At 47.8% G+C, this 19116-nt stretch carries 12 protein-coding genes; 11 read left to right on the top strand and 1 reads right to left on the bottom strand.

The features are described from left to right. Positions 1–55 precede the first annotated feature (55 nt). The 5 genes from B5E64_RS08785 (at position 56) to B5E64_RS08765 (ending at position 5525) form a co-directional block, all read left to right on the top strand. Positions 56–934, top strand: coding sequence for a sugar ABC transporter permease (locus tag B5E64_RS08785; protein WP_204247054.1), 879 nt, complete (start codon positions 56–58; stop codon positions 932–934). Then, positions 934–1770, top strand: a complete 837-nt coding sequence (locus B5E64_RS08780) for a carbohydrate ABC transporter permease (protein ID WP_087168144.1) — start codon at positions 934–936, stop codon at positions 1768–1770. Before B5E64_RS08785 ends, B5E64_RS08780 begins: the two co-directional genes overlap by 1 nt. 23 nt (positions 1771–1793) lie before the next feature. Beyond that, complete coding sequence (locus B5E64_RS08775) at positions 1794–3455, top strand: DUF4091 domain-containing protein (RefSeq protein ID WP_087168143.1); 1662 nt, start codon at positions 1794–1796, stop codon at positions 3453–3455. A gap of 209 nt (positions 3456–3664) precedes the next feature. Beyond that, a complete protein-coding gene (locus tag B5E64_RS08770; RefSeq protein WP_207753138.1) occupies positions 3665–5095 on the top strand; it encodes an AAA family ATPase in 1431 nt (476 codons plus the stop codon). After that, positions 5085–5525 carry a hypothetical protein gene (locus tag B5E64_RS08765; RefSeq protein WP_087168142.1) on the top strand — a complete coding sequence of 147 codons (441 nt, stop codon included), beginning with the start codon at positions 5085–5087 and terminating at the stop codon, positions 5523–5525. The genes B5E64_RS08770 and B5E64_RS08765 overlap by 11 nt, the downstream gene beginning before the upstream one ends. 162 nt (positions 5526–5687) lie before the next feature. On the opposite strand, the gene B5E64_RS08760 is transcribed toward B5E64_RS08765, so the two are convergent. Further along, complete coding sequence (locus B5E64_RS08760) at positions 5688–7799, bottom strand: glutamine synthetase III (protein ID WP_087168178.1); 2112 nt, start codon at positions 7797–7799, stop codon at positions 5688–5690. Positions 7800–8092: 293 nt separating this feature from the next. On the opposite strand from B5E64_RS08760, the gene purF reads away from it, so the two are divergent. The 6 genes from purF to gatC all read left to right on the top strand — a co-directional run bounded on the left by purF (position 8093) and on the right by gatC (position 19115). Further along, a complete protein-coding gene (gene purF, locus B5E64_RS08750; RefSeq protein ID WP_242960133.1) occupies positions 8093–9535 on the top strand; it encodes an amidophosphoribosyltransferase in 1443 nt (480 codons plus the stop codon). Positions 9536–9705: 170 nt separating this feature from the next. Continuing rightward, entirely contained in the window at positions 9706–11307 is a 1602-nt protein-coding gene (locus B5E64_RS08745; protein ID WP_087168139.1) for a CTP synthase, read from the top strand. A gap of 24 nt (positions 11308–11331) precedes the next feature. Beyond that, a complete protein-coding gene (gene gltB / locus B5E64_RS08740; protein WP_087168138.1) occupies positions 11332–15870 on the top strand; it encodes a glutamate synthase large subunit in 4539 nt (1512 codons plus the stop codon). A gap of 2 nt (positions 15871–15872) precedes the next feature. Beyond that, complete coding sequence (locus B5E64_RS08735) at positions 15873–17354, top strand: glutamate synthase subunit beta (RefSeq protein ID WP_087168137.1); 1482 nt, start codon at positions 15873–15875, stop codon at positions 17352–17354. 128 nt (positions 17355–17482) lie between these two features. Further along, entirely contained in the window at positions 17483–18811 is a 1329-nt protein-coding gene (gene aspS / locus B5E64_RS08730; RefSeq protein ID WP_087168177.1) for an aspartate--tRNA(Asn) ligase, read from the top strand. A 13-nt stretch (positions 18812–18824) separates the two neighbouring features. Beyond that, positions 18825–19115: an Asp-tRNA(Asn)/Glu-tRNA(Gln) amidotransferase subunit GatC gene (gene gatC, locus B5E64_RS08725; protein ID WP_087168136.1), complete on the top strand. Its 291-nt coding sequence runs from the start codon at positions 18825–18827 to the stop codon at positions 19113–19115. The last annotated feature ends 1 nt before the right edge of the window (position 19116 follow it).

Genomic DNA, 19116 nt, shown 5'->3' with positions numbered 1-19116 from the left:
CTGTCTTTCCTGCATCTGTCTGCTTTTCTGAGTAAAAAGAAAGGACTGGTTACAGGTGAAAAACAATAAATTTGTGGCAACGGTACTGGTTCCGGGTATGCTGTTTCTGGGAATATTTGCTGTCTTTCCGATCCTATATGGATTGGGAATCTCTTTGTACGATTACAATCCGGCAAATTCTCACAATCCATTTCTGGGGCTTGAGAATTACAGACGGCTGCTTCAGGATGAGGTGTTCTGGAAGGCAGTGGGCAATACAGTATTTTTCTGTGTTGTGGCAGTTAGTGCCAATATTGTGATCACATTGTTTCTTGCAAAAATTATTTCGGTTCTTCCGTCAAAGGGGATGAAAACCTTTTTCCGTACGATCTTTTTTATTCCTTGTATTGCACCGATGGTTGGAACAGCAATGATCTGGGAGTATGGAATTATCGGGACAGAGAACGGGATTGTCAATCAGATTGTCCAGTTTTTCGGAGGTTCGCCTAAAAACTGGTTTATGACAAGTATGCCGCTGATGCTGTTCATTATCGTTTACACACTTTGGGCAGATATCGGATACAATATCGTCTTATTTACGGCTGGTATCGAGGGTGTTCCAAAGGAATTTGATGAAGCAGCAGCGATTGATGGTGCGGGAGCGGTGAGAAGATTTCTGGCTATCAAACTTCCTCTTATGGGGAGGACATTTGCTTTTGTGGCAGTGATGACGATGGCAAACTATTTCCAGATGTTTGCACAGTTCCGGGTATTTGCACCGGACGGAGGAATGAACAATTCCGTAATGGTACTGACAAATTATATCTACAAGACGAGCTTCGTAAGTTTTGATATGGGTTATGCCTCGGCAGTGGCAGCAGCGCTCTTTGTCATTGTATTTGTGGTAGCAATGATCCAGAACAAAATGATGCGGGCAGACTGGAGTTATGAATAATGAAAAAGAGAAAGAGAATAACATACAAATCCTACCATTATGTGATCATTGCCTTTCTTGGAATTCTGTCTGTCATTATGATGTATCCGCTTGTCTGGATGTTGATGACTTCATTTAAGACCAATGCGGATATCCGGACAAACCGGACCAAATTTTTCCCGATGGAGTGGACACTGGAGGGATATAAGACTGCATTTCAGAAAGCGCCGATTGCAGAATGGTTTCTCAACAGTATTCTGATTACAGCAACGATTACTCTTGCGGTCATCGTGACAAGCACCCTGATGGGATATGTCTTTGCAAAATATGAGTTTCGGATGAAGAAGGTACTGTTTGTGGTTCTGCTGGCCACCATGATGGTGCCACCGCAGGTTACGATGATTCCAAGGTATCTGATGATTCAAAAGCTGAACCTGTTTGATACCAGAGGGGCATTGATTGTGCCTGCACTGGTCAGCGCGTTTTCCGTCTATCTGGCGAAACAGTTTATTACGGACATTCCGGACAGCCTGTGTGAAGCGGCCAAGATCGATGGAGCAGGTCCGTTTCAGATTTACTGGAAGGTTATCCTTCCGAATATCCGCCCGGCAATCGGGTCAATCGGAATTTTTACAGCAATGGCGAACTGGAATGATTATCTCAATCCATTGCTGATGCTCAATAATATCGATAAAATGACGCTGCCTTTGGGTCTCATTTACTTTAACAGTGATAGAACCTCCGACCTTTCGGCTACGATGGCAGCTGCAGCTATGATGATGATGCCGATGATCATTATTTTTATTCTGTTCCAGAAACAGTTTATTAAGGGAATGACCATGAGCGGAATCAAATAAAAATCAACCATGGAGGAAAAGTGATGACAAAGCAAGAGACAGTTTATGAGATGAGGCTTGTAAGCTCTCTGGAAAAAGTGTTCCCGGATGAGAGACCGGTTTACCGGTCGGAGTGCATGAAAATGACGGGGCTGAAAGGGGAAACAGTGTCCTTTCAGGCGGCCTGTACCTGCACCGGGTTTATGAAAAACCGTGTGAAAGTGCATATTGACTCAGAGCTGAAAGACCAGATTCATGTGCGTAAGGTGGAAACGGTTCCGGTGGGAAGAACCTGCGGACCGATCGTGGATGATAATTATCTGAGAACAGATTCCGGCGTATATCCGGATCTTCTGCGGGAACTGAAGGATGATGAGGTAGATATCTATCCGAGGAAATGGAGAAGTATCTGGATCGACATCGAGATCACAGAAGAGGTGAAAGCAGGAACGTATCCAATTACGGTAAGCCTGGAAAAAGATGGAGATACGCTTGTAAGCGCACAGACTGAAGTGACCATTTATGATGCCGTTCTTCCAAAACAGAAGATCATGCATACGGAATGGTTTTATCTGGACTGCCTTGCAGACTATTACCATGTGCCGGTATTTTCAGAAGAGCACTGGGAGATTATAGAGAATTACCTTCACGAGTATGTAAAACGGGGATGCAATATGATTCTTACCCCGCTCTTTACACCGGCCCTGGATACGGCGGTCAGAGCTGAGCGTACGACGACCCAGCTTCTGGATGTCAAGGTGGAAAACGGGGAATATGTCTTTGGCTTTGACCGGGTGAAACAGTGGGTTGACCTCTGTCAGTCCTGCGGGATCGAGTATTTTGAGATGTGCCACCTGTTCTCTCAGTGGGGAGCAAAATACGCGCCAAAAGTTGTGGCAATAGTGGATGGCGAGGAAAAACAGATTTTCGGATGGCATACGCCGGCAGTCGGAGAGTATACGAAATTCCTCCATGCACTGCTCCCTCAGCTGACACAGAAACTGAAAGAGTGGGGAATCGATCAGGTGACGTATTTCCACTTGTCCGATGAACCAAGAGAAGAGCATCTGGACAGTTACCGTGCGGCCAAAGAGTCCATTGACGGCCTTCTGGACGGATTCCATACGTTCGATGCACTTTCCAGCTATGAATTTTACAAACACGGTCTTGTAGACAAGCCGATTCCGGGAAATAATGAGATCGAAGAATTCCTGGAGCACGGACTGACCGACATGTGGACCTACTACTGTGTAGGACAGTTCTATGAAGTGAGCAACCGGTTTATGTCCATGCCGTCCCTCAGAAACCGGATCTACGGGCTGCAGCTCTATAAATACACAATCATCGGAATTCTTCACTGGGGATACAACTTCTACAACAGCCAGTTCTCACTTGAGAAGATCAATCCGTATCAGGTGACGGATGCAGGCGGAGCATTCCCGTCCGGGGATGCGTTCCTTGTATATCCGGGAGAGGACCGGCATCCGGAAGAATCCATCCGTATGATGGTGCACGAAGAGGCACTTCAGGACATGCGGGCATGTGAACTGCTGGAATCCCTGGCAGGACGTGATTTTGTCATGGAGTGTATCGAAGAAGATCTGGCGGAGCCTTTGACATTCAAGCGCTTCCCGAAATCGGATTATTACCTGCTCGCTCTCAGAAATCGGATCAACAGGGAAATCGCCAAAAGGGTACAGCAATAACTTAATTATATGAAAAAGCTATGCCGCTCTATTTTGAGCGGCATAAATTATCGTTTTAGGGAAGATGTAAGCGGGAATGGAGAATCCATGTATATTTTTCTTTGACGGAAAGATACTAATATAAATATGTATGAAATAAAAAATCGAAATATTAAATGCAAAAATGAAAGTTGAACACCGGGAAAGGTCATGATATACTGTATATATCAATGAATGCAGGGGTGGTGAATGCAGTGGAGAAACAGTTTATCAGAATTGAGAATATTACGATAGAAAACTTTAAAAATGTGAAGAAGGGAACGATTAGCTTAAAAAACAGAAGAAAGAATTATCGTGCAAGTATTCTTGGCTTATATGGACAAAATGGGTCAGGAAAAACGGCACTCATTGATGCAGTACAGTTATTGTGTTTTGCATTATGCAGTCAGCCAATTCCAGAAAAATATGCAGAATATATTAATGTAGAGGAGCGGACTTCTACATTAAAATTCCAGTTTATATTGCAGCAGGAGGACTATTGCTGTAATCTTTGGTATCAGTTTTCTATGGAAAAAGTTATAGACGAATCTCCTTATCATGATAACAAATTGGAAAATTCTAAAACGAAGTATAAAGTCAAGATTTTTGATGAAGTATTGAGTTATGGGTACACATCAAATGAGAAAAAAATTCGGAAAGGTCCGTTGATTGATACAAGCGCAGATGGAATTTTTCTCCCAAAATCAAAGTATCAGGAACTACTGGGAAACAGCACGGAAGACGTGACAGAGATGCTCGTGACAAAAAGGCTGGTTCAAGAGCAGTCCAGAACATTTATTTTTTCCAGAGAAATGATGAGGCGCTTCCGGGAAAACTGTCAGGTAAAGTTGTATTTGGATATTTTGGAAGGATTGCATCGATTTGGAAACAGAGAACTGTTTATAATTGATACGGAGCACGAGGGGCTAATCAATATGAATGCGCTTCCGCTGGCTTTTAAATATAAAGATGATACTTCAGAATCCTTTGGAAGTCTTTTGCTTCCATTGAATATCCCAGCATCAATTCCGGAAAAGGCAATGGAAATTGTTAGAAAAATTATTGCGAATATGAATATTGTGCTGCAGGAATTAGTTCCGGGGCTGACGATTGATATAATTGATTTGGGACCGGTTGTGGAAAAAGATGGAAGCCTGGGAAGAATGATTCAATTAATGTCTTTAAAAAACAACAAGGCGATTCCGTTTCGGTATGAATCAGAAGGAATAAAAAAAATCGTTTCGATTTTACAGTTGTTGATTGTAGTTTATAATAACCCATCAATTACTGTAGCAGTAGATGAACTGGATACAGGGATTTTTGAATATCTTCTCGGAGAACTGCTGCACATTATTTCTGAGAAAGGGAAGGGACAACTTATCTTTACTTCACACAATCTCAGACCATTGGAGACACTGGACAAAGGGTTTGTTGCGTTTACAACAACAAATCCGGAAAATCGGTATATTCGGTTTACAAATGTAAAAGGAACAAATAATTTACGGGACTTTTATTATCGAGATATTGTTCTTGGGGAACAAAATGAACAAGTATACTGTCCAACAAATAACTACGAGATTGCGTTAGCATTTCGAGAGGCGGGTGAGACATTTGTCCCATAGAAAAATTGTGCTTGTTATTGTGGAGGGACCCTCGGATGAGACGGCGCTTGGCGTGGCATTGAGTCAACTTTTCGACAGAGATAAAGTTTACATTCATATTATGCATGGGGATATTACATCCAGAAAGGGAGTTCAATCATCTAATATTATTTCTAAACTCGGAAATGAAATACGAAAGTATGCAAATTCCCAACATTATAAAGCAAAAGATTTTAAACAAATTATCCATATTGTAGATACAGATGCCGTGTTTATACCAGATGAAAAAATTATTGAAGATGAATCGGCTAAAGAGATATTATATCAATCGGATGGAATTCATACACAAAAGCCTGATGAAATTATAGAGCGGAATCTTCAAAAAAAGGAGAACTTATACCGGTTAAGAAAAACGGGGCAGATATGGAATATCCAAATGGGCTTATATTGAAGAGGGGATGAATTCGATTGAACGTCATACAAATTTATGTATCGGTATTGAAGAAGAAGTAAAGAACTAACCCAAAAGAGGGTGCAGAGGAGTCGCCGCAAAGATGCGGGGACTCCTCTGCCTACTGTAGGAAAAGATATTATCCCGGGGAACCAGCGCTGCCTATCGTAAAGAAAAGAGCAACTCGTCGTAAGTTGGATATGGCAGGTAACTCCCCGGAATGATGGCTTCAGCCTGATCCACGGAGGCACGGAGGGTATCCATGTCTTTCAGAATTGAATCATGATAATAGCGTGCGGTCTCAAGTGGTTCCTCCATCTGTTCTGCCTTTTTTGTGTCCTCGGTGAGAGCGGCCAGAGCAAGTACGATCTGTTCGGAAGATTCGGTCAGCGTCTGGACGATTTTTTCTTCGTAGGACGCGGACAGGGACGGAAGGAGTTTCCGTTTGTCAAGCGCTTCCTTTGTCACATCGGATACATAGGCAAAAAGTGCCGGTGTGAAGTCTTTTTTCACCATGTCCTGCATGGTCAGAGACTCGATATGGATCGTCTTGGAGTAGTTTTCCAGAATGATTTCGTACCGGGAGTAGATTTCTTCCTTTGTGAAAATCCGATGTTTTGTAAAGAGGTCGATATTCTTTTCGGCGATAAACTGCGGCAGAGCATCCGGCAGGGATTTCAGGTTGAAAAGTCCGCGCTTTTTCGCTTCTTCCACCCATTCATCGGTGTATCCGTTTCCGTTAAAGAGAATACGCTTATGCTGCGTAATCATGGATTTTAAAAGTTCCTGAATCTGTTCTTCCATCTGTTCTTCCGGGACGTCTTTGAGCACTTCGTAGATCCGGTTCAGAGATTCTGCGACAGCGGTATTTAAGATGACGTTTGGCTCTGCGACGGACAGGGCACTTCCCGGCATACGGAACTCAAATTTGTTTCCCGTAAAGGCAAACGGTGAGGTACGGTTCCGGTCAGTTGTGTCTTTGGCAAAATGCGGCAGCACTTTTGCACCGATCTCCATAAGAATCTGCTTCTGCTTGAGGAAGTCGGTTCCTTCTTCGATGGATTTCAGTACGGAGGTCAGTTCATCGCCGAGGAAGATGGAGACGATGGCCGGAGGCGCTTCGTTGGCTCCAAGCCGGTGGTCATTTCCTGCACTTGCAACGGAGACACGCATCAGATCTGCGTAATCGTCCACAGCCGCGATAACTGCCATCAAAAAGACAAGGAACTGTGTATTTTCCGCCGGAGTTTTCCCGGGATCGAGAAGGTTCTCGCCGGAATCCGTGACGAGGGACCAGTTGTTATGCTTTCCGCTTCCGTTGACACCTTCAAATGGTTTTTCATGGAGAAGGCAGGCAAGATGATGGGAGTCAGCGATTTTTTTCATCATTTCCATGGTCAGCTGGTTGTGGTCGACCGCCACGTTTGCTGTATCGAATACCGGTGCAAGTTCGTGCTGTGCCGGTGCGACTTCGTTGTGCTTCGTCTTGACCGGAACACCGAGTTTCCAGAGCTCTTCGTCCAGATCATGCATATAGGCAGCCACCTTCGGTTTTAAGACACCGAAGTAGTGATCTTCCATTTCCTGTCCTTTCGGGGCCGGAGCGCCGATCAGCGTCCGTCCGCAGAAAAGCAGGTCCTTCCGTTTTTTATAAAGATCCTTGTCTACCAGAAAGTATTCCTGCTCGGACCCGATGGTCGTATCGACTTTTTTCACTTTTGTATTGCCAAGAAGATGAAGAACTTTCAATGCCTCCTTGTTCAGAGCTTCCATGGAGCGAAGCAGAGGAGTTTTCTTATCCAGGGCTTCACCATTGTAGGAACAAAAGGCAGTCGGAATATAGAGAGAGCCGTCCTTGATAAAAGCAGGGGAAGTCGGGTCCCAGGCGGTATATCCTCTTGCCTCGAAGGTGGCACGCAGGCCGCCGGAAGGGAAGCTGGATGCATCCGGTTCTCCTTTGATCAGTTCTTTCCCGGAAAACTCCATGATGACCTGTCCGCCGCCCACCGGGGAAATAAAGCTGTCATGCTTTTCCGCTGTAAATCCGGTCATCGGCTGGAACCAGTGGGTAAAATGGGTTGCGCCGTGCTCGATGGCCCATTCTTTCATGGCAGCGGCAACGGTATTTGCCACATCAAGCTCCAGGTGTGTTCCGTTCTGTATGGTTTTGTGAAGTGCCTTGTAGGTGTCTTTTGGAAGACGTTCGCGCATGACTTTGTCATTGAATACAAGACTTCCGTAAAGTTCCGGTATGGTTTTTGATACTTCTTTCATCATATAGAGACTGCTCCTTTCATTTCCTGAAGAAATCATGCATGAATCCGCGGATCCATACAACAGAAAAAGGCACTTCGGACAATGTCCAAAGCGCCTTTGCTTTATGCTGTGTAGTATAAACACAAAACAAGAAATCTGTCAATCCTTTTTTTGAAAAATAATAAAAAAAGAAAAAAACCCTTGCAAAACCGAAAAAGACCATTAAAATGTCTTAATATGAACGCGGTAGGTAATAACCACTTTGTTTTTTCTATTACAAGATGATGAGATCAATGGACGGAGGAAGGAAAATGAAGACATGTTTACAATATGATCAGTATCAGGAAACCGGAGTCAGAGAAGAGTGCGGTGTGTTCGGCATTTACGATTTTGACGGGAATGATGTTGCGTCATCGGTTTATTACGGGCTCTGTTCTTTGCAGCACAGAGGACAGGAATCCTGCGGTATCGTTGTATCCGATACAAAAGGAGACAGGGGAAACATCGCATATCATAAGGATCTTGGACTTGTCAGCGAGGTATTTAAGCCGGATACGCTGTCATCTCTCCATGGAAATCTTGGAATCGGACATGTCCGGTATTCAACAACGGGAGGCTCTACAAGAGAGAATGCACAGCCTCTTGTTTTGAATTATATCAAGGGGACGCTGGCTCTTGCGCATAATGGAAATCTGGTCAATGCTGCAAGTCTGAAAGAAGAACTCGTATACGGAGGTGCCATTTTCCATACAACGACAGATTCCGAGATGATAGCATATTATATTGCGAGAGAGAGAGTCCACACCAGAAATGTGGAGGAGGCTGTTCTCCATACAGCAAGACGGATCCGGGGTGGATATGCTCTTGTCGTGATGAGCCCGAGAAAACTGATCGCCGTGAGAGATCCGTTCGGTCTGAAACCGCTCTGTATCGGAAAGAGGAACAATGCTTACATTGTCGCATCGGAGAGCTGTGCCCTTGCATCCGTAGGAGCAGAGTTTATCCGGGACATTGAGCCGGGAGAGATGGTTGCAATTACGGAAAAAGGCATCACGTCCAATAAGGAACTGCAGCAGAAGGAGCGGGCACACTGTATTTTTGAATACATCTATTTTGCGCGTCTGGACAGTGAGATGGACGGCATTAAAATCTATGATGCCAGAATCCGTTCCGGACGGGCCCTGGCAAAAGCGTGGCCTGTGGATGCGGATCTTGTGACCGGTGTTCCGGAATCCGGACTTACGGCAGCAAAAGGATATGCCATGGAGGCAGGACTTCCATTCGAAATCGCCTTTTACAAAAACAGCTATATCGGAAGAACCTTTATCAAACCGACACAGAAAGAAAGAGAATCCAGTGTCAAGCTGAAATTGAACGTTCTGGAATCTGTTGTAAAGGATAAACGGATTGTACTGGTGGATGATTCCATCGTTCGGGGGACCACGATGGCCAACCTGATTCAGATGCTGAAAAAGGCAGGGGCAAAAGAGGTTCATGTACGCATCAGCGCCCCTCCGTTTCTGTATCCATGTTATTACGGAACGGATGTACCGTCCAATGAGCAGCTCATTGCGGCGGACCATACAACAGAAGAAATCCGTGAAATTATCGGTGCAGATTCCCTCGGATACATGAAAATTGAGGACCTGCAGACAATGGTAGGAGATCTGGGGATTTGTAAAGCATGTTTTGACAACCACTATCCGGTTCCTGCGGAAAGAGAAAAAAAGGGATTTACAAACGAAGAAAATTAGAGTATAGTAATGGAATAATAAAAAAAGAAAAGAGCATATGGCAATAAAGGCGGCAAAGGTGTCGATAAAGAAACGCAGGACGAAAGCGGTTTCGGGCACTTTTGCCCCCTTTTTTATTTGAAATTCCATCCTGCCGGATGGAGGAAAGTCGTAAGGAGGTAACAGAAAGAATGGTAAAATATGTATTTGTAACAGGCGGAGTGGTATCCGGACTGGGGAAAGGGATTACGGCAGCGTCACTAGGAAGACTGTTAAAAGCAAGGGGATATCAGGTGACCATGCAGAAATTTGACCCGTATATCAATGTAGACCCGGGAACGATGAATCCGATCCAGCACGGGGAAGTGTTTGTGACGGATGACGGAACGGAGACGGATCTGGATCTGGGACATTATGAGCGGTTCATTGACGAGAGTCTGGATAAGAATTCCAATGTCACCTCCGGAAAGATTTACTGGTCTGTGCTAAATAAAGAGCGTCACGGAGATTACGGCGGAGGCACTGTTCAGGTGATTCCGCATATTACAAATGAGATCAAAGAACGGTTTTACCGGGCGAAAGATCCGGGAGAGGACCGGATCGCCATCATCGAGGTGGGAGGCACTGTAGGGGATATCGAAAGCCAGCCGTTCCTGGAGGCGATCCGCCAGTTCCAGCATGATGTGGGAAAGGAGAATGCGATCCTCATCCATGTAACGCTGATTCCGTATCTGAAAGCGTCCGGAGAAATGAAGACGAAACCGACCCAGGCAAGCGTAAAGGAACTGCAGCGGCTTGGAATCTGGCCGGACATTCTGGTCTGCCGTTCCGAGTATCCGGTACCGCAGGAGATGCGGGACAAAATCGCACTCTTCTGTAATGTGCCGTCAGAAAATGTTCTTCAGAACCTGGATGTGGACTATCTCTATGAAGCGCCGCTTGCCATGGAAAAAGAGCATCTGGCACAGGCGGTTTTAAAACGCCTGCATCTGGAAGACAGAGAGCCGGATCTTCAGGACTGGATCGAAATGACCGAAGCGCTCCGTCATCCAAAGCAGGAAGTCGAGATTGCCATCGTAGGAAAATATACCCAGCTTCACGATGCCTACCTCAGTGTGGTGGAAGCATTGAAGCACGGCGGAATCAGCTGCCATGCGGATATTCAGTTTAGATGGACGGACTCGGAGGAGATTACAGAGGAAAACCTGGAGGAGAAGCTTGGAGGCGTGGACGGAATTCTCGTACCGGGCGGATTCGGAAAGCGTGGTACGGAGGGAATGATTCTTGCGGCGGACTATGCGAGAAGAGAGAATATCCCGTATCTTGGTATCTGCCTGGGCATGCAGATGGCGATCGTTGCCTTTGCCCGGTATGTGGTCGGCTATCACGATGCGGACAGTATCGAGTTCCATCCGGAGACGCTGCATCCGCTGATTGCGCTGATGCCGGATCAGAAAGATGTGGAAAACATCGGCGGAACACTCCGTCTTGGTGCATATCCATGCGTACTGGATGAACATTCCAGAAGCTGTGCCCTCTATGGCAAAACAGAGATTTCTGAGCGGCACAGACATCGTTATGAAGTCAATAACGATTACAGGGAAGTGCTGGAAAAGGCAGGGCTTCATCTGGCAGGACTGTCACCGGACAAACGGATTGTGGAAATGATTGAGATCACAGATCATCCGTTTTATATCGGAACCCAGGCTCATCCGGAATTCAAATCCAGGCCGAATCGTCCGCATCCGCTGTTTGCGGGCTTTGTCAAAGCGGCGGCAGAGCATCAGAAATAGAAACGAAGCGAAAGGAAGAATCAGATGAAAGGAAAACAAGGATTGTACTGCCCGATGCTGGAGCACGATAACTGCGGAATCGGCGCAGTCGTAAATATAAAGGGAAAAAAGACACACCGGGTAGTCAGCCAGGCGCTTGAGATTGTGGAAAATCTTGAACACCGGGCGGGGAAAGACGCAGAAGGAAAGACCGGAGACGGAGTCGGAATTCTGCTTCAGATTTCCCATTCTTTTTTCCGCGAAGCATGTAAAAAAGCACAGATCGATATCGGGGAAGAACGGGAGTACGGAATCGGGATGTTTTTCTTCCCGCAGAATGAACTAAGGAGAAACCAGGCCCGGAAAATGTTTGAGACCATCGTGAAAAAAGAAGGACTTACCTTTCTTGGGTGGCGGGAAGTCCCGGTCTGCCCGGAAGTACTCGGAAAGAAAGCAAAAGACTGCATGCCGAAAATTATGCAGGGATTCGTGGCAAAGCCGGAGGATGTAGAAAAGGGGCTGGACTTTGACCGCAGGCTTTACGTTGTAAGGAGAGAGTTTGAGCAGAGCACAACAGAAACCTATGTGGTCTCTCTTTCCAGCAGGACGATCGTGTACAAAGGGATGTTTCTCGTAGGACAGCTTCGCACCTTTTTCACGGATCTGCAGGATGAGCGGTATCAGTCCTCGATTGCACTGGTACACTCCCGGTTCAGCACCAATACGGAGCCGAGCTGGCAGAGGGCCCATCCATATCGGTTTATTGTGCATAACGGAGAAATTAATACCATTCAGGGCAATGCGGATAAGATGCTGGCAAGAGAGGAAAACATGTCCTCCCCGTATTTTGAGGGCAAGCTTCACAAGATTCTGCCGGTAGTGGACCGGAGCGGTTCTGATTCCGCGATGCTGGATAATGCGCTGGAATTTCTTGTGATGAATGGTATGGATCTGCCTCTTGCGGTCATGTCTGTCATCCCGGAGCCATGGGCAAACAATGATACACTGACACAGGCGAAGAAAGATTTCTATCAGTATTATGCGACCATGATGGAACCGTGGGACGGTCCGGCATCGGTCATGTTCAGTGACGGAGACATTCTCGGCGCAGTACTGGACCGGAACGGTCTCCGCCCTTCGAGATACTATATTACAAAAGACCATCACCTTTATCTGGCCTCCGAGGTCGGTGTGTTAGAGGATATCCGGGAGGACCAGATCCTGGAGAAAGGAAGAATTCATCCGGGGAAAATGCTGGTGGTGGATACAATCGGACAAAGGATCATCAACGATGATGAGCTGAAAGAATACTATGCGAAGAGACAGCCGTACGGCGAATGGCTGGATCAGCATATGGTGGAGCTGAAGGATCTGAAGATTCCGAACAGGAAGGTGGAGCAGTATACAACGGAAGAATGTGCAAAGCTCAGAAAGGCCTTCGGATATTCTTATGAGGAATATCATGATTCCATCCGGACCATGGCATTAAACGGTGCGGAAGGCATCGCGGCGATGGGAGTGGATACCCCGCTTGCAGTGCTTTCAAAAGAGCATCAGCCGTTGTTCTATTATTTTAAACAGCGGTTTGCGCAGGTGACGAACCCTCCGATCGATGCGGTCCGGGAGGAGATTGTGACATCTACAAGCGTGTACATCGGAAAAGAAGGAAACATCTTAAAAGAGCAGCCGGAAAACTGTCAGGTTCTGAAAGTCAACAATCCGATTCTTTCCGACACGGATCTTCTGAAGATCAAGGATATGAAAAAACCGGGATTCTGCCCGGCGGAAGTTTCCATCATCTGTTTTAAGAACATGCCGATGGAAAAGGCGCTGGACCGTCTTTTTATTGAAGTGGACCGTGCCTATAAGGACGGGGCTACAATCCTGATTTTGACAGACCGGGGCGTGGACGAAAACCATGTGGCGATTCCGTCGCTTCTGGCGGTTTCCGCAGTGCACCATTATCTCGTGCGGACGAAAAAGAGTACGTCCATGCCGATCATTCTGGAGTCTGCAGAGCCAAGAGAAGTCCATCATTTTGCGACGCTTCTCGGATACGGCGCAAGCGCGGTGAACCCGTATCTGGCGCATGAGACCATACGGGAGATGATTGAAAACGGACTTCTGGAAAAAGATTATTATGCGGCAGTTTACGATTACGATCAGGCAATTTTGAATGGAATTGTCAAGATCGCTTCCAAGATGGGAATTTCCACAATCCAGTCTTATCAGGGATCCCAGATTTTTGAGGCTGTGGGAATCTCCAAAGAAGTGATCGACAAATATTTTACCCATACCGTCAGCCGGGTGGGAGGCATCACCATGAAGGAAATCGAAGAAGATGTGGAACGGCTCCACAGTCAGGCATTTGATCCGCTGGGGCTGGATACGGACCTGACACTGGAGAGCATCGGACGCCACAGTTTCCGAAGCCAGGGAGAACATCACCGGTACAATCCGGAGACGATCCACCTGCTTCAGCAGTCGGTATGGCAGAATGATTACCAGATGTTTAAGGAATATACCGGGAAGATTGACAAGGAGAAAACCGGGTATCTGCGAAGTCTGATGGAGTTCAACTATCCGGAAAACGGCGTCCCGATCGAGGAAGTGGAAAGCGTCGAATCCATTGTGAAACGGTTCAAGACCGGCGCTATGTCCTACGGTTCCATTTCCCAGGAGGCACATGAGGCACTGGCCCTTGCTATGAATGCGATCCATGGAAAGTCCAACAGCGGGGAAGGAGGAGAGTCGCCGGAACGTCTCCTGACCAAGGGAACAAAGGAGAACCGGTGCTCTGCCATCAAACAGGTGGCAAGCGGAAGATTCGGCGTGACGAGCCGGTATCTGGTGAGCGCCGACGAGATCCAGATCAAGATGGCACAGGGGGCAAAACCGGGAGAGGGCGGACATCTGCCGGGAAGGAAAGTGTATCCGTGGATTGCAAAAACACGGTACTCCACACCGGGCGTGAGCCTGATTTCCCCGCCGCCTCACCATGATATCTATTCTATCGAGGATCTGGCACAGCTGATCTACGATCTGAAAAATGCGAATAAGGATGCAAGAATTTCGGTGAAACTCGTATCCGAGGCAGGAGTTGGAACGATTGCGGCCGGCGTTGCAAAAGCGGGAGCGCAGGTCGTGCTGATCTCCGGATATGACGGTGGAACCGGAGCCGCTCCGGGAAGTTCCATCCACAATGCAGGGCTTCCATGGGAGCTGGGACTTGCGGAGGCACACCAGACTCTTCTGAAAAACGGTTTGAGGAACCGGGTACACATCGAGACGGACGGAAAGCTCATGAGCGGCCGGGACGTAGCGGTAGCAGCGCTTCTTGGAGCGGAAGAATTCGGATTTGCGACGGCTCCGCTTGTGACTCTCGGGTGTGTCATGATGCGTGTATGCAATCAGGATACCTGCCCGATGGGCGTGGCAACACAGAATCCGGAGCTGCGGAAATGTTTTAAAGGGAAACCGGAGTACGTTATTCATTTCATGGAATTTATCGCACAGGAACTTCGGGAATATATGGCAAAACTTGGTGTACGGACGATTGATGAAATGGTAGGCCGCACGGATCTGTTAAAAGCAAAGGAACAGCCGGAAAACGAGCGTGGCAGGACCATTGATCTGAGTGCGGTCCTGGATCATCCGTATACCGGAGAAAACAATATCAAAGGGGAGTATGATTTCGGGCTGGAAAAGACGCTGGATGAAACGGTGCTGATCAGGGAACTTGGAGAAAAGCTTGCCAAGGAAAAACCGGGCCGGGTGGAGGTCCGCGTAAAAAATACAGACAGGACATTCGGCACCATGTTCGGTTCCGAGATTACCAGACGGCATCCGGAAGGGGTGCAGGAAGATATGTATACAGTGGAATGCACGGGAACCGGAGGACAGAGTTTCGGAGCATTTATTCCGGCAGGGCTTACGATCCGCCTGTCCGGGGACAGTAATGATTACTTCGGAAAAGGACTCTCCGGCGGGAAGCTGGCCGTGTATCCGCCGAAAGAAAGTACTTATCGGGCAGATGAAAACATGATTGTCGGAAATGTGGCGCTTTACGGCGCAACTTCCGGAAAAGCATTCATCTGCGGAATGGCCGGAGAGCGGTTCTGTGTGCGCAACTCCGGAGCAACAGCAGTGGTGGAAGGCGTGGGAGACCACGGATGCGAGTACATGACAGGAGGAAGGGTTGCCGTTATCGGCAGGACCGGAAAGAACTTCGCGGCAGGTATGAGCGGCGGCATCGCCTACGTGCTGGATGAGGAGAATTCGCTGTACCGGAACATCAACAAGTCCATGATTTCCATGGAGGAGATTACGTGGAAATCCGAGGCGGAAGAATTAAGAGGGATGATCCGGGAACATGTGGAGGAGACCGGTTCTTTAAAAGGCCGGATGATTCTGGAACATTTTGATGAGTACCTTCCGAAGTTTAAAAAGATCATTCCAAATGACTATAAAAAGATGCTTGTCCTGAGCAAACACTATGAAGAGATGGGACTTGGAAGCGAGCAGGCCCAGATCGAAGCATTTTATGAGAGTACAGGACAGAAAAAGATGGGAGGGAACCAGTAGCGATGGGAAAACCGACAGGATTTTTAGAATATGAAAGGCAGACCGGGAAAGAACGGCTCCCGAAAGAGCGGATTGTTGATTTCCATGAATTTCACGAACCGCTCCCTCCTGCAAGGCAGAAAGAGCAGGGCGCGAGATGCATGGCCTGCGGCGTGCCGTTCTGCCAGTTCGGAGGAAATCTGAACGGGATGGCTTCCGGGTGCCCGTTAAATAATCTGGTTCCGGAATTCAATGATCTGGTATACCACGAGCAGTACGGGCAGGCCTACAAACGGCTTCAGAAGACGAACTGTTTCCCGGAGTTTACCTCCCGGGTATGTCCGGCACTGTGTGAGGCGGCCTGCACCTGCAATGTGAATACAGATCCGGTGGCGACAAAAGAAAATGAGCGTGCGATTATCGACAGAGCATTTGCCGAAGGCCTTGTTGTGCCGCACCCTCCGAAAATCCGGACCGGAAAAACGGTTGCGGTGATCGGAAGCGGGCCGGCAGGTCTCGCGGCGGCGCTTCTTCTGAACCGGAGAGGCCACAGCGTGACGGTATTTGAACGGCATGACCGGATCGGAGGGCTCCTGATGTACGGAATTCCCAATATGAAGCTCGAAAAATCAGCCATCGAGCGCAGGCGAAAGCTTATGGAGGAGGAAGGCGTTGTCTTCCGGACGAATACCGATGTGGGACGGGATCAGGACGCAAAAGAGATTCTGGCATCCTTTGACCGTGTCATCCTTGCCTGCGGAGCTTCCAGGCCAAGAGACATCGATGCGCCGGGAAGAGATGCCAAAGGCATCCGGTTTGCGGTAGATTTCCTCTCAGAAGTGACAAAGACCCTTCTGGATTCGGATTTCGCGAAGATACCGTATGAGCTTGCCAAAGATAAAAACGTTGTTATTATCGGGGGAGGGGATACCGGAAACGACTGTGCCGGAACGGCCGTGCGCCTGAGCGCAAAATCGGTGGTACAGCTTGAGATGATGCCAAAACCGCCTGAAAAGCGGAGCGAAAATAATCCTTGGCCGGAGTGGCCGAGGGTTTTGAAAACCGATTACGGACAGCAGGAAGTGATCGCTCTTTCCGGAAACGATCCGAGGATTTATCAGACAACGGTAAAAGAATATATCAAAAACGAGGCCGGGGAAGTATGCGCCATCCGGACAGTCCGGCTGGAACCGAAGAAAAACAAGAAGACCGGGCGGATAGATATGGTTCCGGTCAAGGGAAGCGAACAGACGATCCCGGCGGATCTGGTGCTGATCGCTGCCGGGTTTACCGGGGCGGAGGACTATGTGATGGACGCATTTCAGGTCAAAAAGACCGGCAGGAACACGGTAGAGGATACGGGATTTGCATCCAGTGTTCCGAATGTGTTTACGGCAGGCGATATGAGACGCGGACAGTCTCTCGTTGTCTGGGCAATCCGGGAAGGAAAGGAAGCAGCAAGGGAAGTAGATCTTTCCCTGATGGGCTATACCAATCTTTCCTGACAGGAGTGAAGATCATAAAAGAATAGCAGGATATGAAAGAACAAGGGCGTTCTTACCGGAATATGAGCGGTAAGTGCGCCTTTTTTCAGTGCTTTGACAGCAATAGAAAAGACAGGGGTGTGAATTGGATGGAAAAGATAACTGGTGTGACAAAGGATTCGGCCGGTGCGGCTGCGGCATTAAAGGCCATGGAAGAAGGAGCGCACGTAAAAGTAAAGGGTGCGGTCCATTCCGTCAGAAGGATGGGAGAGATTACCTTTCTCATTCTGCGGAGGCGGGACGGCCTGCTGCAGCTTGTCTGTGAAGAAGGAAAAACAAAGGAAGGGTACCGGGAGGTCCGGGAAGGAGATACCCTGAAAGCAGAAGGAACCATTCGGAAAGAAGAACGTTCGCCCGGCGGACTGGAAATTGTGACAGAAGAAGTCACAAAACTTTCCGAGTCGAAGAAGGCTTTCCCGCTTCCGGTATCCAGAAAAAAACTGAATACTTCACTGGAAGCGAAACTCTCCGTGCGGCCGTTATCTCTCAGAAATCTCAGAGAGCGGGCAAAATTTAAGATTCAGGAGGGGATCTGCCGGGCTTTCCGGGAGTATCTTTTTCAGAACGGATTCACGGAAATCCATACGCCAAAAATCGGAGCAAAAGGAGCAGAGGGAGGAGCCAACCTCTTCCGGCTTGACTATTTTCACAAAAAGGCGGTACTGGAGCAAAGTCCCCAGCTGTACAAACAGATGATGGTGGGGGTGTTTGACCGGGTATTTGAAACGGGACCTGTTTTCCGGGCAGAAAAACACAATACAAAACGACATCTCAATGAATATACCAGCCTGGATCTGGAGATGGGCTATATTGATGATTTCACCGATGTGATGGAAGTGGAAACCGGATTTTTGCAGTATATGACCCGCCTTCTGGAGCAGGAGTACCGGCCGTGGCTGGATCTTCTTGGCGCCCGGCTTCCGAAGACGGATGAGATCCCGTCTGTCCGGTTCGATGAGGCGAAACAGCTTGTTGCGGAAGTTTACCAAAGACCGATGCGGGCACCGTATGATCTGGAACCGGAGGAGGAAGAACTGATCGGCCGTTACTTTAAAGAGACATACGGTGCGGATTTTGTCTTTGTCACCCATTATCCTTCCAGAAAACGCCCGTTCTATGCGATGGATGATCCGGCGGACCCAAAGGTGACATTGAGCTTCGACCTTTTATTTCGAGGACTGGAAGTGACAACCGGAGGCCAGCGGATACATGATTATGATAAGCTGACCGCAAAAATCGGAGAAAAGAAGATGACGACAGAAGGACTGGAAGATTATCTTTCTGCCTTTTTATATGGAATGCCGCCTCACGGCGGGCTTGGAATCGGGCTGGAACGGCTGACCATGCAGCTTCTGGGGGAAGAGAATATCCGGGAGACCTGTCTGTTTCCGAGAGATTTGAAACGGCTGGAGCCGTAGAAAGGAGATGGCAATGAAAAAAATCAGCTGGGATGAAACTATGGAATATCTGGAAATCCTTTCCCAGATCAGTCTCACGGAAGAAGAAAAGCAGGAGACAGCCGGAGAGTTAAAAAAAATCCTTGCCTATATGGAAAAGCTGGAAGAGCTGGATACGGACGGGGTGGAACCCATGTCCCATGTCTTTCCGGTACAGAATGTATTTCGTGAGGATATTGTGGAACGGGAAGATCAGTGGGAAGCACTGCTTGAGAATGCTCCGCAGAAAAAAGAGGGGCAGTATCTGGTGCCGAAGACAGTATAGA

Source organism: Drancourtella sp. An12, from assembly GCF_002160935.1.
Lineage (GTDB): Bacteria > Bacillota > Clostridia > Lachnospirales > Lachnospiraceae > Sellimonas > Sellimonas catena.
The sequence above is the reverse complement of the archived record's forward strand: the minus strand, read 5'-3'. Positions and strand labels throughout refer to the sequence as shown.

Bases quoted from the DNA above. Each gene is read 5' to 3' on its own strand.
- B5E64_RS08780 (WP_087168144.1), top strand. From the start codon at position 934: ATGAAAAAGAGAAAGAGAATAACATACAAATCCTACCATTATGTGATC.
- B5E64_RS08775 (WP_087168143.1), top strand. From the start codon at position 1,794: ATGACAAAGCAAGAGACAGTTTATGAGATGAGGCTTGTAAGCTCTCTG.
- B5E64_RS08770 (WP_207753138.1), top strand. From the start codon at position 3,665: ATGAATGCAGGGGTGGTGAATGCAGTGGAGAAACAGTTTATCAGAATT.
- B5E64_RS08760 (WP_087168178.1), bottom strand. From the start codon at position 7,799: ATGAAAGAAGTATCAAAAACCATACCGGAACTTTACGGAAGTCTTGTA.
- purF (WP_242960133.1), top strand. From the start codon at position 8,093: ATGAAGACATGTTTACAATATGATCAGTATCAGGAAACCGGAGTCAGA.
- B5E64_RS08745 (WP_087168139.1), top strand. From the start codon at position 9,706: ATGGTAAAATATGTATTTGTAACAGGCGGAGTGGTATCCGGACTGGGG.
- gltB (WP_087168138.1), top strand. From the start codon at position 11,332: ATGAAAGGAAAACAAGGATTGTACTGCCCGATGCTGGAGCACGATAAC.
- B5E64_RS08735 (WP_087168137.1), top strand. From the start codon at position 15,873: ATGGGAAAACCGACAGGATTTTTAGAATATGAAAGGCAGACCGGGAAA.
- aspS (WP_087168177.1), top strand. From the start codon at position 17,483: ATGGAAAAGATAACTGGTGTGACAAAGGATTCGGCCGGTGCGGCTGCG.
- gatC (WP_087168136.1), top strand. From the start codon at position 18,825: ATGAAAAAAATCAGCTGGGATGAAACTATGGAATATCTGGAAATCCTT.